The sequence below is a fragment of the Arthrobacter humicola genome (genome assembly GCF_022803015.1).
Classification (GTDB): Bacteria; Actinomycetota; Actinomycetes; order Actinomycetales; family Micrococcaceae; genus Arthrobacter; species Arthrobacter humicola_A.
This window is the reverse complement of the sequence record NZ_JAFKON010000001.1, coordinates 788,599-807,497: the sequence shown is the minus strand read 5'-3', so window position 1 is coordinate 807,497 and position 18,899 is coordinate 788,599. Positions and strand designations below refer to the sequence as shown.

Annotated in this window: 13 protein-coding genes; 7 read left to right on the top strand and 6 right to left on the bottom strand. The window is 67.0% G+C overall.

Going from position 1 to position 18,899, the window contains the following annotated elements; all coding sequences use genetic code 11:
- Positions 1–30: 30 nt before the first annotated feature.
- Positions 31–495, bottom strand: a complete 465-nt coding sequence (locus ARTB_RS03740) for a hotdog fold thioesterase (protein WP_028276824.1) — start codon at positions 493–495, stop codon at positions 31–33.
- Between ARTB_RS03740 and polA the strand changes: the two genes are divergently transcribed.
- The 3 genes from polA (at position 494) to rpsA (ending at position 6,509) form a co-directional block, all read left to right on the top strand.
- A complete protein-coding gene (polA, locus tag ARTB_RS03735; protein ID WP_279293865.1) occupies positions 494–3,388 on the top strand; it encodes a DNA polymerase I in 2,895 nt (964 codons plus the stop codon). The two genes, ARTB_RS03740 and polA, sit on opposite strands and share 2 nt — an antisense overlap.
- A 120-nt stretch (positions 3,389–3,508) precedes the next feature.
- The gene (locus ARTB_RS03730; protein ID WP_243177751.1) at positions 3,509–4,795 is read left to right on the top strand and encodes a GNAT family N-acetyltransferase; all 1,287 of its coding nucleotides are present in this window, start codon (positions 3,509–3,511) and stop codon (positions 4,793–4,795) included.
- A 238-nt stretch (positions 4,796–5,033) separates the two neighbouring features.
- Positions 5,034–6,509, top strand: coding sequence for a 30S ribosomal protein S1 (rpsA, locus tag ARTB_RS03725; RefSeq protein ID WP_026537355.1), 1,476 nt, complete (start codon positions 5,034–5,036; stop codon positions 6,507–6,509).
- Positions 6,510–7,139: 630 nt separating this feature from the next.
- On the opposite strand, the gene ARTB_RS03720 is transcribed toward rpsA, so the two are convergent.
- Both ARTB_RS03720 and ARTB_RS03715 read right to left on the bottom strand, forming a co-directional pair.
- A complete protein-coding gene (locus ARTB_RS03720; protein WP_243177749.1) occupies positions 7,140–7,817 on the bottom strand; it encodes a GNAT family N-acetyltransferase in 678 nt (225 codons plus the stop codon).
- A 4-nt stretch (positions 7,818–7,821) separates the two neighbouring features.
- Positions 7,822–8,523 carry an IMPACT family protein gene (locus tag ARTB_RS03715; RefSeq protein ID WP_243177746.1) on the bottom strand — a complete coding sequence of 234 codons (702 nt, stop codon included), beginning with the start codon at positions 8,521–8,523 and terminating at the stop codon, positions 7,822–7,824.
- Between the two features lie 22 nt (positions 8,524–8,545).
- Here ARTB_RS03715 and coaE point away from each other — a divergent pair, with 22 nt between their 5' ends.
- The 3 genes from coaE (at position 8,546) to ARTB_RS03700 (ending at position 13,161) form a co-directional block, all read left to right on the top strand.
- Positions 8,546–9,847 carry a dephospho-CoA kinase gene (gene coaE / locus ARTB_RS03710; protein ID WP_243177745.1) on the top strand — a complete coding sequence of 434 codons (1,302 nt, stop codon included), beginning with the start codon at positions 8,546–8,548 and terminating at the stop codon, positions 9,845–9,847.
- 40 nt (positions 9,848–9,887) lie between these two features.
- Positions 9,888–11,969: an excinuclease ABC subunit UvrB gene (gene uvrB / locus ARTB_RS03705; RefSeq protein WP_243177743.1), complete on the top strand. Its 2,082-nt coding sequence runs from the start codon at positions 9,888–9,890 to the stop codon at positions 11,967–11,969.
- A gap of 163 nt (positions 11,970–12,132) precedes the next feature.
- On the top strand, positions 12,133–13,161 hold the full coding sequence (locus tag ARTB_RS03700; RefSeq protein WP_028276830.1) for a TerC family protein: 1,029 nt from the start codon (positions 12,133–12,135) through the stop codon (positions 13,159–13,161).
- A gap of 146 nt (positions 13,162–13,307) precedes the next feature.
- Here ARTB_RS03700 and ARTB_RS03695 read toward each other — a convergent pair whose 3' ends face one another.
- The 3 genes from ARTB_RS03695 to ARTB_RS03685 all read right to left on the bottom strand — a co-directional run bounded on the left by ARTB_RS03695 (position 13,308) and on the right by ARTB_RS03685 (position 17,861).
- Entirely contained in the window at positions 13,308–14,666 is a 1,359-nt protein-coding gene (locus ARTB_RS03695; protein WP_243177995.1) for an alpha/beta fold hydrolase, read from the bottom strand.
- A gap of 19 nt (positions 14,667–14,685) precedes the next feature.
- Positions 14,686–15,222, bottom strand: coding sequence for a GNAT family N-acetyltransferase (locus ARTB_RS03690; protein ID WP_243177740.1), 537 nt, complete (start codon positions 15,220–15,222; stop codon positions 14,686–14,688).
- Positions 15,223–15,314: 92 nt separating this feature from the next.
- The gene (locus ARTB_RS03685) at positions 15,315–17,861 is read right to left on the bottom strand and encodes a DEAD/DEAH box helicase (protein ID WP_243177739.1); all 2,547 of its coding nucleotides are present in this window, start codon (positions 17,859–17,861) and stop codon (positions 15,315–15,317) included.
- Between the two features lie 156 nt (positions 17,862–18,017).
- Here ARTB_RS03685 and ARTB_RS03680 point away from each other — a divergent pair, with 156 nt between their 5' ends.
- Positions 18,018–18,797: a trans-aconitate 2-methyltransferase gene (locus ARTB_RS03680; protein WP_243177737.1), complete on the top strand. Its 780-nt coding sequence runs from the start codon at positions 18,018–18,020 to the stop codon at positions 18,795–18,797.
- Positions 18,798–18,899 lie beyond the last annotated feature (102 nt).

Below are 18,899 nucleotides of genomic sequence, written 5' to 3'. Positions count from 1 at the left end.
GGGCCGGTCGCCCAGCGCGATATCGCGGATCTAGGGCGCGATATCGCGGATAAGGTTCGTGATCCGGGCGGTGGATAGCCGGCGGCCATGCTCGTCGGTCATCACGATCTCGTGGGTGGTGAGAGTCCGGCCAAGGTGGATGGCCGTGCACGTGCCGGTGACGGTGCCCTCCGAGATCGCCCGGTGGTGCGTCGCGCCGACCTCGATCCCCAGCGCCTGACGGTTGGGGCCGGCATGCATGCCCGCCGCGAAAGAACCCAGGGTTTCGGCCAGGACCACGTGGGCCCCGCCGTGCAGGATGCCTGCCACCTGGGTGTTCCCCGCCACCGGCATGGTGGCCACAGTGCGTTCCGGGCTCATCTCGAGGAAGCGGATCCCCATCTTCACCACAAGGGCTCCGACGCCGTACTGGCCCAGCCAATCGTGCATCTCCTCGGGAACACCGGCCGCTGCGAGCTCGGTCGCGTAGGGGCCGGGCGTGAAATTGTCCTTCATGGGAACTAGGCTGGCACCTGTGAGTGAAACTACCAAACCGGCCCTTGTCCTCGAGAATGCAGCCCCCCAAAATGCTGCCCCCCTTTCCGCGGACACCGCGGCAGACCTTCTCCCGGCAGATGCGCCGGATTCAGGGGTTGCGGCCAAGCGTGCCGGAAAATCCAGCCGGGCCGCGGCGTCGGTTTCCGCCACCGAGGCCCCCGTGATTCCGATCACGGACCAGCCGCGGCTACTCGTACTGGATGGGCACTCCATGGCGTTCCGGGCATTCTTCGCCCTGCCCGCGGACAAGTTCTCCACCGCCACGGGCCAGCACACGAACGCCGTCCACGGCTTCACGTCCATGCTGATCAACCTGATCAAGGAGCAAAAGCCCACCCACGTGGCGGTCGCCTTCGACGTCTCCGATGACACGACGCACCGCAAGGCCGAATACAGCGAGTACAAGGGCGGACGCAACGAGACCCCGCGGGAAATGAGCGGCCAGATCGACCTCATCGACAAGGTCATGGGCGCCTGGGGCATCAAGACCATCAAAATGCCCGGTTGGGAAGCTGACGACATCCTGGCCACCCTCGCCGCAATGGGGGAAAAGGCCGGTTACGAAGTGCTGCTGGTCTCAGGCGACCGCGACGCCTTCCAGCTCATCACCGACAACGTTTTCGTCCTGTACCCCAAAAAGGGTGTCAGCGACATTCCCCGCATGGACGCGGACGCCATCCAGGAGAAGTACTTCGTCAGCCCGGCCCAGTACTCGGACCTCGCCGCCCTGGTGGGGGAATCCGCGGACAACCTCCCCGGCGTTCCCGGCGTCGGCCCCAAGACGGCAGCGAAATGGATCAACCTTTACGGCGGTCTGGAGGGGGTCCTGGAGAACGTCGACGCGATCGGCGGGAAGGTGGGGGACTCGCTGCGCGAATACGTTGACGACGTCAAGCGCAACCGGCGCCTCAACAGGCTGCACACCGACTTGGACCTGCCAGTTACGTTGGACGAGCTCGCGGACCCGCGGCCGGACCAGGCCGCCCTCGAGGAGCTGTTCGACGCCCTGGAATTCAAGACCATCCGGACCCGGCTCTTTGCTCTCTACGGCAGTGAAGTTGCCGAAGCCGAGCGGGAAAGCCTCGAAACGCCCGGTTTCGTGGTCCCGTCCGACGCAGCCGAGCTCAGTGCGTTCCTCGCGGCCGGTGCCGGCAAGCGCTCCGCAGTGGCGGTCGATCTCGTGCCAGGCCGGATCGGCGAGGACGCCGCAGCGGTGGCGATCGTCCGCGACGACTCCGCCGTCTATATCGACCTGGCCAGCCAGGACGCTGCCGCCGAAAACGTCCTGGCGGCGTGGCTGCGGGACGCCCAGGCGCCCAAGGTGATGCACGGGTTCAAGGCTGCCCTGAAGGCCCTCCACGCCCGCGGATTGGAACTGGAAGGCGTGGTGGATGACACCTCCATCTCCGGCTACCTCATCCAGCCCGACCGCCGCAGCTATGAACTCGCCGAGCTGGCGCAGCACCACCTGAACATCTCGGTGTCGACCGAGGCGGCCAAGGCAGGCCAGCTTGAGCTGGCGTTCGACGGCGACGACGCCGCCACCGCCGGCGCGCTGGTCCACGTGGCCGCCGTCGTCCAGGCCCTGAGCCGCTTCTTCGAATCAGAACTGACGGAACGCAAAGCCCAGGACCTGCTCACCACGCTGGAACTGCCCGTCAGCCTCGTCCTCGCCGATATGGAACTCGCGGGAATCGCCATCGACATGCCCCGCATGGACGAGCAGCTGTCGGATCTCGCCAAGGTGATCGACAACGCCCAGGAGCTGGCGTTCGCCGCGATCGGCCACGAGGTCAACCTTGGTTCGCCGAAGCAGCTCCAGACCGTGCTGTTCGACGAACTCCAGTTGCCGAAGACCAAGAAAATCAAGTCCGGCTACACCACCGACGCCGCGTCACTCAAAAACCTGCTGGAAAAGACCGGGCACGAATTCCTGGTCCAGCTCATGGCGCACCGGGAGTCGTCGAAGCTGCGCCAGATGCTGGAGTCGCTGAAGAAGTCCGTCACGGAAGACGGCCGGATCCACACCACGTACGCGCAGAACGTCGCAGCCACGGGCCGGATCTCGTCCAACAACCCCAACCTGCAGAACATCCCGATCCGCAGCGAGGAAGGCCGGCGCGTCCGTGGCATCTTTGTGGTCAGCGAGGGCTACGAGTGCCTGCTCTCCGCGGACTACTCTCAGATCGAAATGCGCATCATGGCGCACCTCTCGGGCGACGCCGGCCTGATCCAGGCCTACAAGGACGGCGAAGACCTCCACCGGTTCGTGGGCTCGAACATCTTCCATGTGCCCACCGATGAGGTGACCAGCGCCATGCGGTCCAAGGTCAAGGCGATGTCCTATGGCCTCGCGTACGGGCTGACTTCGTTCGGTTTGTCCAAGCAGCTGGAGATCTCCGTTGACGAGGCGCGGACCCTCATGAAGGACTACTTTGACCGGTTCGGCGCCGTCCGTGACTACCTCCGCGGCGTGGTGGACCAGGCCCGGATCGACGGCTACACCGCCACCATCGAGGGGCGCCGGCGCTACCTCCCGGACCTGACCAGCACCGACCGCCAGCTGCGTGAGAATGCGGAGCGCATCGCGCTGAACTCGCCCATCCAGGGATCGGCGGCTGACATCATCAAGCGCGCCATGCTGGGTGTGCACGCGGAACTGGCGGCACGGGGCCTGAAATCGCGCATGCTCCTGCAGGTCCATGATGAACTTGTCCTCGAAGTCGCCGCGGGTGAGCGCGAGGCCGTGGAGAAGCTGGTGACCGAGCAAATGGGCTCGGCCGCGGACCTCAGCGTTCCGCTGGACGTCCAGATCGGCATCGGCTCCAGCTGGTACGAGGCGGGGCACTAACGCTGGACCGGTATCGGCAAGGTTTCGGTCCGGCAAGTATTATTCGGTCCGGCAGTTTTCGGTCCGGCAGTTTTCGTTCCGGCTCGGCCGGGACCCGAGATTCTCAGGGGGAGAAAGTACGTGGCAGATAAGTACGAGCTCAAGCGGTTCCGCGCGGTCGCGAAGGACGAGGCGGACTACGCGCAAGGCACGGCGTGGCTGAGCGGGGTCGGGATCGGCTTCTACGAGGAGCCGCGCAAAGACGACTTCGTGGACAAGATCCTGGCCATGTATCTCGTGGACAACCGTGAAATGACCGGCGTTTACCAGGCCGACGGCGTCGCGCCCCACTCGCTGGCGGCCGACGTCCCGGTGGCGACCTTCGCCACCCTGCGCAAGGACCTGAACATCGGCTACGGCCGTCAGCTCGAAGCCCAGCTGGTCACGGCCGTCACCGTGCGCGGGACCCACCGCCGGCAGGGGCTGCTGCGGCGGATGATGACCGAGGACCTCGCCGCGGCGAAGGCGGACGGCGTCGCGCTGGCGGCACTGACCGCCTCGGAAGCCTCGATCTATGGCCGGTTCGGTTACGGCGTGGCCACCTTCGAGCGCAGCATCAAGGTCGACACCGGGCCGCGCTTCCGGCTGGGCCATGCGCCCGCCGGCTCCGTGGAGATTGCGGACCGCAAGGTCCTGCTGGAACTGGCGCCCAAGGTTTTTGGCCAGGTCCACGCGTCCATGCCCGGATCGATCTCGCGGCAGGAAGCGTACCGGCTGCGGTCCGCGGGCATGCTCGGCCGGGACGGCAGCGAGGACGAGGCAATCCGCTGCGCCCTGCACTACGACGCCGCCGGAACCGTGGACGGCTACGTGTCCTACAAGTTCGCCGGGTGGGACGCCAAGCCGTACACCATGGAGGTCGTGGACCTCGTGGCCGCGAATGACGCCGCCTACCTGGAACTCTGGCAGTTCCTGGGCAGCATCGACCTCGTGGACCGGATCAGCTGGCAGGATGCACCGGTGGACGACCCCCTGACCTGGGCGCTTGAGGACCCGCGATGCGTCGAGGCATCGGACCACCGCGACATGCTGTGGCTGCGGGTCCTGGACCCGGCCCGGGTGCTGGGGGCCCGGCGGTATTCGGCCGACGGGACGGTCGTTCTCGCGGTCAGGGACAGTCTCGGCTTCGCGGCCGGCACCTTCGCGCTCACGGTCTGCGGGGGAGAGGCCACAGTGAGGCCGGCTCCGGAGGCTGCGCCGGACCTGTCCCTTGATGTCGCGGACCTCGGCTCCATCTATCTGGGCGCCGTTTGTCCGGTGACCCTGAAAGCTGCCGGCCGGATCACCGAGCACACGGCCGGGGCGGCGCTGACAGCGCGGCTCATGTTCGCCGTCGAACGTTCACCGCACTGCCTCACGCACTTCTAGGCCTCTGGTCCGATTCCGGCGCCGAGGGCGACACGGACGGCCCCGTGCGCTTTGACCGGCGTTCGCGTAAACGACTAGACTAAACAGGCGCGTACTACGTGCGCGCATCTACAATCCACAAAATCAGGATGACCCGGCGGAACGCTTGCTGTGACGCCGTGCTCTTGGCCTGCATTCCATAATGCCGGCGAAGCGGTTTGCCTGACCGACTCACTATCCACAACGGAGCCCCTACTACATGACCATCACCTCCACCGAGAAGCCCGGTACCCCCGTAGTCGCCATTAACGACATCGGTACCGCTGAGGACTTCCTCGCAGCTGTCGACGCCACCATCAAGTACTTCAACGACGGAGACCTCGTCGAAGGTACCGTCGTCAAGGTCGACCGCGACGAAGTCCTGCTCGACATCGGTTACAAGACCGAAGGTGTCATTCCCTCCCGCGAGCTTTCCATCAAGCACGACGTTGACCCCGGAGACGTCGTCTCCGTTGGCGATCAGGTCGAAGCCCTGGTGCTCACCAAGGAAGACAAAGAAGGCCGCCTGATCCTCTCCAAGAAGCGTGCTCAGTACGAGCGTGCCTGGGGCGACATCGAGAAGGTCAAGGAAGAAGACGGTGTTGTCACCGGTACCGTCATCGAGGTTGTCAAGGGTGGTCTTATCCTCGACATCGGTCTGCGCGGCTTCCTGCCCGCATCCCTCGTCGAGATGCGCCGTGTGCGCGACCTCGCTCCGTACATCGGTCAGCAGATCGAAGCCAAGATCATCGAGCTGGACAAGAACCGCAACAACGTTGTGCTGTCCCGCCGTGCATGGCTCGAGCAGACCCAGTCCGAGGTCCGCTCCACGTTCCTCAACAAGCTGGAAAAGGGCCAGGTCCGTCCCGGCGTCGTTTCCTCCATCGTCAACTTCGGTGCCTTCGTGGACCTGGGCGGCGTAGACGGCCTGGTTCACGTTTCCGAGCTGTCCTGGAAGCACATCGACCACCCGTCCGAGGTTGTCGAAGTTGGCCAGGAAGTCACCGTCGAGGTTCTCGAGGTCGACCTGGACCGCGAGCGCGTCTCCCTGTCGCTCAAGGCTACGCAGGAAGATCCGTGGCAGACCTTCGCCCGCACCCACGCCCTCGGCCAGGTTGTTCCGGGTAAGGTCACCAAGCTCGTTCCGTTCGGCGCGTTCGTTCGCGTTGAAGACGGCATCGAAGGCCTGGTCCACATCTCCGAGCTCGCCGTGCGCCACGTTGAGCTGGCCGAGCAGGTTGTCTCCGTTGGTGACGAGCTGTTCGTCAAGGTCATCGACATCGACCTCGAGCGCCGCCGCATCTCGCTCTCCCTCAAGCAGGCCAACGAGGGCGTCGACGCCGACAGCACCGAATTCGATCCGGCTCTCTACGGCATGGCCGCAGAGTACGACGAAGAGGGCAACTACAAGTACCCGGAGGGCTTCGACCCGGAGTCCAACGAGTGGCTTGAAGGCTACGAGAACCAGCGCGCAGCCTGGGAGCAGCAGTACGCTGACGCCCAGACCCGCTGGGAAGCACACAAGAAGCAGGTTGCCCAGCACGCTGCCGACGACGCTGCAGCTGCAACGTCCGGCGAGAGCGATTCCGGCACCACCAGCTACTCCTCCGAGCCGGCTGCAACCGAGACCGGTGCAGGCACGCTTGCTTCGGACGAGGCTCTTGCCGCTCTGCGCGAGAAGCTGACCGGCAACTAATTGCCCGTGATCCTCAAGGAGTCCGCTCCCTGAGGCCAGGCAGTTTGTAGCTTGAAGGTGGCCGTCCCCTTGGGGGCGGCCACCTTTCTTTGTGCCCCGGGGGGACATGCCCATTTTTGAAGCCTTCCCTCCGGGGACATGTCCATTCTTGAAGCCCTCCCTCCGGGGGACATGCCCATTCTTAGAGCCGGGCCGTGGACATTTGTGGATTGTGCCCAGTCCTGGCCCCGTTCGCGGGACATGTCCAGTGCGGGGAGGCCCCGCCATGCCCTGGCGCCGGACATGAGCCGCGGTTGCCCGGACCACCGGACATGCCCATTATTGAAGCCCTCCCTCCGGGGACATGCCCGTTTTTCGAGCCGGGCCGTGGACATTTGCGGATTCGGCCCAGTCCTGGCCCTGGGCGCGGGACATGTCCAGCGCCGGGTGCCCGCATCGTGCGTTGGCCGCCGGACATGCCCATTCCTGGCCCTGGGCACCGGGCTGCCGTTGCACGCGCTTCCTGCTTGTCAGGACAGGCACTGGGCCGCGCCATGGAATGTAGGCTCCGTGACGGCAGCCAGGCGCTGACGACGGAGGGCATGTCCAGTGGTGGGAGGGAGCCCGGAACCGGCCCCGGATGCCATGCCGTCAGCGCAGCGGGATCTTCGCTATGACCGGCACCGTATGCGTCTGCGAGGCGGCACCGGTCACCAGTTCGGCGCCCGCGTACTTCAGTAACGCGAGGGCTCCCACGTTGCCGGCCGTCGTCTCGGCCACCAGGACGGCTGCCCCGGCCGACGCGGCGCGAGCCTTTACGAGGCGCAGCGCCTCGCGGCCCACACCCCGGCCGCGGAAGCTCCGGGCGAGCCAGATGCCGGTTTCCAGCGCCCGGCCGCCACCTGCACCAGCTTCGGCGCCATCACTCGGCCCGGCGTAGCCGCCACCCCCCGCAACAGCCCCAGCGCCACCCCCTGGCCCAGCCCCGCCGCCACCTGGCCCAGCCCCGGCGGCACCAACAGCCCCGGCGCCACCACCGGCCCAGCCCTCATCCGCTGCCGCCGGCTCAGGGTCCATCCGCCTGAGGCGCACGGACCCTGCCATCTGCCCGTCGCAGCTGATGGCCCACGTCTTCTGCCCCGCGGGACCGTCCAGGCCGGCTGCGGCGGCGCGGTGGAATTCGCGGAACCAGCTGATCCGGTCGGTGTTCCAGCCGGCGGTCGTGCCCAGCGGCGGGGTGACCTCGTCGGCGTCGGCGTCCCGGAGCGCAAGTTCCAGGAGGTGTTCGAGCACGTCCTCGCTGACGTCAAGCAGCGCGACCGCGGGCACGGGCTCAGCTGATGGGCACATCGATCCACTCCGTTTCTCCGGGCAGCAGCGACGCGCTGCCGGCCGACATGGCGGCCACGCGGTCCGCGGCCCGGGCCAGTTCTTCCGGATCATCCGGCAGCGCCAGCCTCAGGACAGTAGTCTGCGCCTCGTAACGGGTTTCGGCCATGACATACCCCGCGGCGCGCAGATCGTTCTCGAGCCGCCCGGCCACGGCGTGCTGTACGGGCACAGAGCAAATGCGCAGCCGGCGGCGCCGGACGAGGGGAGCGAGGTCCAGCGCTCCGGACACCGATTCGGAATAGGCCCGCACCAGGCCGCCGGCACCCAGGAGAATGCCGCCGAAATAGCGCACGACGACGACGGCGACGTCGCTGAGATCGGCGACGCCGGGTGCGGTCTCCCGCTTCAGCAGCGCCTCGAGCATGGGGATGCCCGCGGTGCCGGACGGCTCGCCGTCGTCGTTGGACCGCTGGATGTCCCGGTCGGGGCCGAGCACGAAGGCGAAGCAGTGATGCCGGGCGTCATGGAATTCCCGGCGCAAGCTGCCCAGGACGGCCCGGGCGGCGGCCTCGTCCGCCGTGCGGGCCAGCACGGTGATGAAACGGGACCGCTTGACCTCGATTTCGTGCCGAAACCCGGGCCCTGCGGCAAGGGTGGTGTAGACGGCCGTCCTGCTCTCGGGGGATTCCGCCGCATCTGCCACCGGTTCAGTTTAGTCTGGTGAGGTGTTGAAGATCGGGTTGACCGGCGGAATCGCCTCAGGGAAGTCCATGGTTGCCGCGCGCCTGCGCGACCTTGGAGCAGTGCTTGTCGACGCCGACGCGTTGGCCCGGGAGGTCGTGGAACCTGGTACGCCCGGGCTGGCCAGTGTGGTGGAGACCTTCGGTGTTGCCGTCCTGACCCCGGAAGGCCGGCTGGACCGGGCCCGGCTCGGTGCCCTGGTCTTCGGTGATCCGGAGCGCCTGGCCGTGCTGAACGGCATCGTCCACCCCTTGGTGCGGGAGCGCGCCGCGGCGATGGTCGCCGCCGCCCCGGCCGGCGCCGTCGTGGTCCAGGACATCCCGCTCCTGGTCGAAACCGGGCAAGGGAAGAACTTCCATCTGGTGGTCGTGGTGGATGCCCCCGACGACGTCCGGGTCCGCCGCATGGCCGAACACCGCAACATGACCGCCGACGAGGCGCGCGCCCGGATGGCAGCCCAGGCGGGCCGCGAGGACCGGCTGGCCGCCGCGGACGTCGTGCTGGACAACTCGGGCACCCCGGAGGACCTCCGGCACACGGTCGACGCGGTGTGGGAGGAGCGGCTGAGGCCGTTCGCACTGAACCTCAAGGAGCAAAGGATCGCCCCGCGGACGGCGGGGCCGGTCCTCGCCCCGGCCGATCCGGCCTGGGCAGCGCAGGCCGCCCGGCTGATCGCCCGGCTGCGGGCAGCGGTCCCGCAGGATGTCCTGGCCCTCGACCACCTCGGGTCCACGGCCGTCCCAGGCCTCGACGCCAAAGATGTGATCGACCTCCAACTCAGCGTCCGGGACCTCGACGCCGCGGACCGGATCGCGCCGCTGTTGGCCGACGCAGGATTCCCGCGCTGGCCCGGCATCATCGCCGACAACCCGAAGCCCTCGCACCCGGACCCTGCTGACTGGGGCAAGAGGCTGCACGGCAACGCCGACCCCGGCCGGCCGGTGAATCTCCACCTCCGCGCGGCCGGCTCGCCGGGCTGGCGGTACGCGCTGTGCTTCCGTGACTGGCTGCGCGCCGATCCCGAAGCCCGGGCGGACTATGTCGCCGAAAAGCAACGGGTCGCCGGGCTGCACGGCGTCGACAAGTCCACCGCCGGCTACGCGGCCGACAAGGAGGGCTGGTTCACCGAGTATGCCTGGCCCCGGATGGAAGCGTGGGTGCAGCGCACGGGATGGCAACCGCCGTCGTACGCGGACGACGCCGGAGCAGACGACGCCGGTGAAAGCACCGCGGGCGGCGCCACCGCAACGGCGCCTGCCGCCGACCCCGGTACTGCCCAAAGCTGAATCAGGGCATCCTGTCACAGCCCGGCGGTAGATTAGGTACATGAGTCTTGCCCAGGAAATCAACCGTGTCGTGGCGCCCTTCGAGGTCATCAGCGAGTTCCAGCCGGCGGGTGACCAGCCGGCTGCCATCGCCGAACTGACCGAGCGCATCAAGAACGGTGAAAAAGACGTCGTGCTGCTCGGCGCCACCGGTACCGGTAAGAGCGCGACCACAGCCTGGCTGATCGAGCAGGTCCAGCGCCCCACCCTGGTGATGGTGCAGAACAAGACCCTCGCCGCGCAACTGGCCAACGAATTCCGTGAACTGCTGCCGAACAACGCGGTGGAATACTTCGTGTCCTACTACGACTACTACCAGCCGGAGGCCTACGTCGCCCAGACGGACACCTTCATCGAGAAGGACTCCTCCGTCAACGAGGAAGTCGAACGGCTCCGCCACTCCGCGACCAACGCGCTGCTGACCCGCCGCGACGTGATCGTGGTTGCCACCGTCTCCTGCATCTACGGCCTCGGCACCCCGGAAGAATACATCGCCGGGATGGTGACCCTCCGCAAGGGGGCTGAGATGAACCGTGACGACCTGCTCCGGAAGTTCGTCTCCATGCAGTACACCCGCAACGACATGGACTTCCACCGCGGCACGTTCCGGGTCCGCGGGGACACCGTGGAAATCATCCCGATGTACGAGGAACTGGCGATCCGGATCGAGTTTTTCGGTGACGAGATCGAAAATATCCAGACCCTGCACCCGCTGACCGGCGAGGTGCTCCGGGACGAGAACGAAATGTACGTCTTCCCCGCCTCGCACTACGTCGCCGGTCCGGAACGGATGGGCCGGGCGATCAAGCGGATCGAAGACGAACTGGCCGAGCGCCTCGCCGTGCTGGAAAGCCAGAACAAGCTGGTCGAGGCCCAACGGCTCCGGATGCGCACCACCTATGACCTGGAAATGATGCAGCAGATGGGGTTCTGCAACGGCATCGAGAACTATTCCTCGCACATCGACGGCCGGGCCCGCGGGACCGCGCCGCACTGCCTGATCGACTACTTCCCGGATGACTTCCTCCTGGTGATCGATGAGTCCCACGTCACCGTGCCGCAGATCGGCGCCATGTATGAGGGCGACATGTCCCGCAAACGGAACCTCGTGGACCACGGCTTCCGGCTGCCCTCGGCGATGGACAACCGCCCGCTCAAATGGGACGAGTTCCAGGACCGCGTGGGCCAGACGGTCTACCTCTCCGCGACGCCGGGCAAGTACGAGCTCGGCAAGTCCGACGGCTTCGTCCAGCAGATCATCCGCCCCACCGGCCTGATCGACCCCGAGGTTGTCGTCAAGCCCACGAAGGGGCAGATCGATGACCTGCTGGGCGAAATCCGGACCCGCACCGCGAAGAACGAACGGGTCCTGGTCACCACCCTGACCAAGCGGATGGCCGAGGACCTGACGGACTACCTGCTGGGCCATGGCGTGAAGGTGGAATACCTGCACTCCGACGTCGACACCCTCCGCCGCGTAGAACTCCTGCGCGAACTGCGGATGGGTGTCTTCGACGTCCTCGTCGGCATCAACCTGCTCCGTGAAGGCCTGGACCTCCCGGAGGTGTCGCTGGTCAGCATCCTGGACGCGGACAAGGAAGGCTTCCTGCGCTCCTCGACGTCCCTGATCCAGACCATCGGGCGTGCCGCCCGGAACGTCTCCGGCCAGGTGCACATGTACGCGGACCGGATCACCGACTCGATGGCCCATGCCATCGACGAGACCAACCGCCGCCGCGCCATCCAGGTGGCGTACAACACGGAGAACGGGATCGATCCCCAGCCGCTCCGGAAGAAGATCGCGGACATCACTGACCAGCTGGCCAAGGAAGACGCGGATACCCGCGAGCTGCTGGCCGCGGCCGGGAAGAACCGCGGGAAGGGCGAGGGCACCGCGCTCATCCGTGCGGACGGGCTCGCCGCCGCGCCAGCCGAGGACCTCGTCGGGCTGATCGAACAGCTGACCGAACAGATGCACGCCGCAGCGGGGGAGCTGCAGTTCGAACTGGCCGCCCGGTTGCGCGACGAGGTGGGGGAATTGAAGAAGGAACTGCGGCAAATGCAATCCGCGGGGCACGCCTAGGGTAAACTCGGTCAAACGTAGGGGAGTATCCCAAACGCTACGATCGTCAACACGCACGGCTACGATGCCGCGCCGGGCGTAGCGGGCAGCCAGGCAGCGTTATGCGGCGGCGGTCGGAGAGACTTACACCGCTGAGCTGTACCCTACGAAAGGTATTTCCCCCGTGCCCGAGCTTCCCCTGTGGTTCGAGATCGGCTCGTTTGTCGTCCTCGGCGTCATTCTGGCCATCGACCTGCTGATGGTCCTCAAACGCCCGCATGAGCCCTCCATGAAAGAAGCCGGACTGTGGGTCGCGTTTTACGTGGCCCTGGCCCTGGTCTTCGCCGGCGCCATGTTCGCCTTCACCGGCCCGGAATTCGGCGGCCAGTTCATCGCCGGCTGGGTGACCGAATACAGCCTGAGCATCGACAACCTGTTCGTCTTCATCATCATCATGGCGCGCTTCTCGGTACCGAGAAAGTATCAGCAGGAAGTGCTCATGGTGGGCATCATCATTGCCCTGATCCTCCGCGGCATCTTCATCATGCTCGGCGCGATCGTGATCGAGCAGTTCAGCTGGGTCTTCTACATCTTCGGCGCCTTCCTGCTCTGGACCGCCTGGAAGCAGGCCCAGGACGAGGGCGAGGACGAGGAAGACAAGGAAAACCCGCTGATCGCCCGGATCCGCCGGGTCCTGCCGATGTCCGAGAAGTTCGACGGCGGCAAGCTCCGCACCGTCGTCGACGGCAAGAAGGTGTTCACCCCGATGCTGATCGTCTTCGTGACCATCGGCATGACGGACCTGCTCTTCGCGGTCGACTCCATTCCGGCCATCTTCGGCCTCACCCAGAGCGCCTTCATCGTCTTCACCGCCAACATCTTTGCCCTCATGGGGCTGCGCCAGCTGTACTTCCTGCTCGGGGGCCTCATGAACCGGCTCATCTACCTCAAGCACGCCCTGTCCGTGATCCTCGCGTTCATCGGTGTGAAGCTCGTCCTGCACGCCATGCACGTCAACGAGCTGCCCTTTATCAACGGCGGCCAGCACATCGAATGGGCGCCCGAGATCCCCACCTACGTCTCGCTCGGTGTGATCATCGGCACCATCGTCGTCGCGGTGGTCGCCAGCCTGATGAGCTCCAAGGCGTCCAAGTCGAAGCTGGATGCCCGGCTGGAAGAGGACTCCCGCAAGAGTCTGAGCGACGTCGACTAGTACCAAACTGCCGGGGTGAGAGTGCAGGACACACCCCGCGGCGCATAGCAGTACGGCGCCGGACCCTCACGGGTCCGGCGCCGTACCTGTCTAAGCCGTACCTGCTAAGCCGGGCGCCATCGGCCCCGTGCCTGGCTGCGGCCGGGTCACCGTCGGGCGGAACGGGCCATCCCCAGCAGGCGCCCGAAGATCGCCTCGCCGTCGTCCGCGATGCCGTCGTGGTGGAAGTCTCCGGTTTCCCAGACCTGCAGGCCCCGGACCGCGGCCGCCGTCTCCAGGGACAGCTCCCGGTCCACGTAGATGTCGTCGGTGTAGACGGCCGCGGCGACGGGCACGGTGTTCAGCGCCAGTCGCTCCGGGTCGTAGAGGGGTGCCCAGTCGTCCTTTTCGGCCAGGAGCCGGGCCACGTCCTGCAGCGGGTGCAGGGCCGGGTCCTGCTCGAAATACCAGGGGTACACCATTTCCCCGGTCAGAAGCGGTTCGCCGGCGTCGGGGCGGAACTCGGGGAATTCCTCCAGCACGCGCCAGGCGGCCCAGTTCGTGGCACCGTCCTGGCCGTAAATGGATTCGTGCATCAACGCGTACAACGGGTTCGCGGCCCGGGACACGAGGCCCCTGACCTGCTCCAGGAAGGCGTCGGAGAGACGGTCGCCGCCCGGTGTGGCCACGAAGGCGTCCTCGAGCAGGTGGTGCAGTGCGTCCACCCGGGTGTTGCCGCCCAGGAACGAGCCCACCATCTGGAACCGTTCGACCGTGAGCCGGCCGCCGTCGGGCAGGACCTCCTCCGTTTCCCGCAGGTGCCGGGCGATCCGGGTGACGATGGCCCGGTCCTCGGGATACCAGTCAAAGTATTCGGCGTTCCGGGCCGCGACCCGCTGGAACGTGGCCCGGTACACACGGTCGGCGGAGCCGCCCAGCGGGGCCAGCCCGCCCGTCACGAGGACCTCGCGCAGCCCCTCGGGGGCGAAGGAAAGGTAGCTGAGCGCGCAGAATCCGCCGTAGCTCTGGCCGTAGATAGTCCAGGGGGCGGAGTCCAGGGCTGCCCTGATCGCCTCGGCGTCGGCGACGATCGAGTCGGCGCGGAAGTGCGTCAGGTAGTCAGCCTGCTCCGCGTCGGTGCCGCGCAGCGGCAGCGTATTGCGGTCGACGGGCGAGGACAGGCCGGTGCCGCGCTGGTCCAGCATGAGGATCCGGAAGTCCTTCGCGGCGGCCTTGCTCCACCCACCCAGCGACGGGAACCGGTTTCCACGCCCGCCGGGACCGCCCTGCAGGAAAAGCAGCCAGGGAAGCCCGGCGGCCTCAGCCTCGCTGTGTTCGGTGGACACGTATTCGCGGGCGAACACGGAGATGGTTTCGCCGCGGCGCCCCGCCTCGCTGAAGTGGTCCAGGGGGACCTGGAAGTAGTGTTCCGCGGTCCGCATTCCCCGGTAGGTGTGGCGCGCCCGGACGCTGTGCGGAACTTTGCGCCCGTCGCTGGAGGCAGTCTCCAGCAGGGAGGCTCCCATGAGCCCCGTCATTGGGAGATCAGCCACGGGTTGCCGCCTCGCGGGAACCCGAGCTGGAGCCGGCGCCGGCAACTGCCGGGCGGCTGCCGAAGGCCGTCAGCGCCGCTCCGGTGAGGCGGAAGGTGGACCATTCCTCCATCGGCAGGGCGCCGAGCTTCTTGTAGAAGTTGATGGAGGGCTCGTTCCAGTCCAGGACACTCCATTCGACGCGCGCGTAGCCCCGGTCGACGGCGGTCCCCGCCAGGTGCTGCAGCAGTGCCTTGCCGTGGCCCTCGCCGCGGGCCTCCGGCCGGACGTAGAGGTCCTCGAGGTAGATCCCGTGGACGCCCTCCCACGTGGAGTAGTTCAGGAACCAGAGGGCGAAGCCGCGGACCTCGCCCGCGGAGTTCTCCGCCATGGTGGCGAAGACCTTGGGATGCTCGCCAAAGAGGACCTCGGTAAGCATCCCGGGGGTGTTCCGGACGGCGTCCGGTTCCTTCTCGTAGAGGGCGAGCTCGTGGATCATCTGCAGGATGGCAGGAACGTCATGCGCCGTGGCAGGCCGGATTACACTCATTGTCCGAGTTTACCCGCGGCGCGATGGCCCAGGCTGGGGTACCGGCGCCGGCGACGGCCGCCCCCGTGCCGTCCCGCCCCGTGCCGTCCCGCTTAGAGCCGGTTGACGTCCGTGACGCGGACGACGGCGGTCCCGGACTCGTCCGAGGCCGCCAGGTCGACGTCGGCGGAGATGCCCCAGTCGTGGTTGCGGGCGGGGTCATCGAAGATCTGCCGCACCTTCCACACCCCGGGTTCCTCGGTGATGATCAGCAGCCCGGGACCGCGGGCATCCGGTCCGGTGCCGATGTCGTTGTGCTCATCAAAGTAGTCATCGAGGGCATCTTCCCAGCGCTCGGCGTCCCAGCCGGAGCCGGCGTCGAGCTCGCCCAGGGCGGTGGCGGCCTCATCGGCGAACAGCTCCACGCGGCGGAACATCTCGTTGCGCACCATCACCCGGAAGGCCCGGATGTTGGAGGTCAGCGACGGCGGCGGGGGCGGGGGAGCGTCATGCGGTGTGGGCGCCGCGCCGGAAGTGAGCTCTTCCCATTCGTCCAGCAGGCTGGAGTCCACCTGCCGGACCAGTTCGCCCAGCCAGGCGATGAGGTCCTCCAGGTCCTCGCGGAGGGCATCCTGCGGGACCGTCTGGCGGAGCGCCTTGAAACCGTCGGCGAGGTAGCGCAGCACGATCCCCTCCGAGCGGGCGAGGCCGTAGAACTGGACGAACTCGCCGAAGTTCATGGCGCGCTCGTACATGTCCCGGACCACGGACTTGGGCGCGAGCTCGAAGTCGCCGATCCACGGCGCGGCCTTGCGGTAGACGTCGAAGGCCTCGCCGAGGATCTCGGCGAGCGGCTGCGGGTAGGTGACCTCCTCGAGCATCGCCATCCGCTGGTCGTACTCGATGCCGTCGGCCTTCATCGCCGCGATCGCCTCGCCGCGCGCCTTCTTCTGCTGTGCCGAGAGGATCTGCCGCGGCTTCTCCAGGGTGGCCTCGATCACCGACACCACGTCCAGGGCGTACGACGGCGACTCCGGGTCCAGCAGCTCCAGCGCCGCCAGCGCGAACGGGGACAGCGGCTGGTTGAGGGCAAAGTTTGCCTGCAGATGGACCGTGAGCCGGACCGTGCGGCCGTCGGCACCCTGCTCCGCGGCCGGGATCCGCTCCACGACGCCGGCCGCGAGCAGCTCGCGGTAGATTCCCAGGGCCTTCTTCATGAGCCGCAGCTGGGCCGGACGGGTCTCGTGGTTTTCGGTGAGCAGGCGGCGGGCGGCCTGGAACGGGTCGCCGGGGCGTTCCATCAGGTTCATCAGCATCGCATGCGTCACGGTGAAACTCGAGGTCAGCGGATCGGGAACGGACTCGACCAGCCGCTTGTACGTCGGTTCGCCCCAGGACACGAAGCCTTCCGGGGGCTTCTTCTTGACCACCTGGCGCAGCTTCTTCTGGTCGTCGCCGAACTTGGCCGTGGCTTTGGCCATCGCCTTCACGTTTTCCGTCACGTGCTCCGGGGCCTGGACCACCACGGTTCCGGCGGTGTCATAGCCGGCGCGGCCGGCGCGGCCGGCGATCTGGTGGAACTCACGGGAGTTCAGCAGCCGGGTGCGGACGCCGTCGTATTTGCTCAGGGCTGTGAGCAGCACAGTGCGGATGGGCACGTTGATGCCCACCCCGAGCGTATCCGTGCCGCAGATGACCTTCAGCAGGCCGGCCTGGGCAAGCTGTTCGACCAGCCGGCGGTACTTCGGCAGCATGCCGGCGTGGTGAACGCCGATCCCGTGCCGGACCAGGCGGTTGAGGGTCTTGCCGAAGCCTGCTGCGAAGCGGAACCCGGCAATGAGCTCGGCAATCTTGTCTTTTTCCTCGCGGGTGCAGACGTTGATGCTCATCAGGTTCTGGGCCCGGTCGATCGCCTCGACCTGGCTGAAGTGGACCACGTAGACCGGGACCTGCTTGGTGGCGAGCAGCTCCTCAAGGGTCTCGTGCACCGGGGTCTGTTCGTAGTAGTAGTGCAGCGGGATGGGGCGTTCCGCGGAACTGACGGTCGTCGTCGTGCGGCCGGTCAGGTCGCTGAGGCCGTCCTCGAACCGGCTGACATCGCCGAGCGTCGCCGACATCAGCAGGAACTGCGCCTGGGGCAGTTCAAGCAGCGGCACCTGCCACGCCCAGCCGCGCTGCGGGTCCGCGTAGAAGTGGAACTCGTCCATGATCACGGCACCGAGCTGCGCCGCAGAACCTTCACGCAGGGCGATGTTGGCCAGGATCTCGGCCGTGCAGCAGATGATCGGGGCGTCCTGGTTCACGCCGGAGTCGCCGGTGATCATGCCAACGTTGTCGGCGCCGAAGATCTCACAGAGGGCGAAGAACTTTTCCGAGACGAGGGCCTTGATCGGGGCGGTGTAGTAGCTCCGCTGCCCGCGGGCCATGGCCTGGAAGTGCGCGGCGATGGCCACGAGGGATTTCCCGGACCCGGTCGGGGTGGCCAGGATGACGTTTGAGCCGGCGGCCAGCTCCATGATCGCCTCGTCCTGGGCGGTGTACAGGGCAAGGCCGCGGGTCTCGGTCCACTCGACAAACCGGGTGTAGAGCTCGTCCGGGTCCAGGCCCGTCCTGCCGGGGATACGGGCGGCCGGGGCGGGGAGCTGATCAACGAGTTTCATTGCTGTCCAGCTTAGTGCCCGTGTGGTAGCCGCGGCACCGCACGCAGTGCAGGGCGCGCGCCGTGAGCCGCCCGCAGCGCAGGCGGCTTCCTTGGCTGGCCCTCGGGCCGGGACTAGGCTTCGGTTAGGACAATGTGCCGGGAACTGGAGGCAGCCATGAAGTGGGATCCGGAGAAATATGTGCAGTTCGGGGACTACCGGGACAGACCATTTTTTGATCTGACCGGTCGGATTCACGCCGAAGCCCCGCGGCACGTGGTGGACCTCGGCTGCGGTCCCGGCAACCTGACCGCGACGCTCGCGGACCGCTGGCCGGGCGCGAAGGTGGTGGGTCTGGATTCGTCGCCGGAAATGCTGGCCACTTCCAAGGACCACGCAGCCGCGGCGGCCAATCTTTCCTACGAGCTTGCCGACATTGAGCACTGGCTGCCGTCCGGGGACACGGACGTGGTGGTCACCAACGCGGCCCTGCAGTGGGTGCCCGGCCACCGAAAGCTCCTGCCACTATGGCTCGATGCCCTCAAGCCGGGCGCCTGGTTCGCGCTGCAAGTGCCGGGGAACTTCAACGCCCCGTCGCACACCCTGATGCGGGAGCTGGCCGATTCCCCGGCCTGGGCGGGGCGGCTCGCCGGGGTGCTCCGCCACGACGACGTGGTGGGGGAGGCATCGGAATATCTGGAGATCATGCTCGACGCCGGTTGTGCCGCCGACGCCTGGGAGACCACGTACCTTCAGCTGCTCCCGGGCGCCGACCCCGTTTTGGAGTGGGTCCGCGGTACCGGACTCAGGCCGGTCCTCGCGGCCCTCCCCGACGACGAGGCCAGGGAGTTCGAGGCCGAGTATTCGGCACGGCTGGACGACGCATATCCGGCAGGCCGGCACGGGACGGTCTTCCCGTTCCGCCGCACGTTCGCGGTGGCGCAGAAAACCGGGTAGGCGGCGTGTCTGCCGCATGACACGAAGCACTCCTGAAGGGGGCTTATAATGACGTGGCGGTGTGGGGCGGCCGTTAAGCTGATCACCATTCCGGGCCCTGGG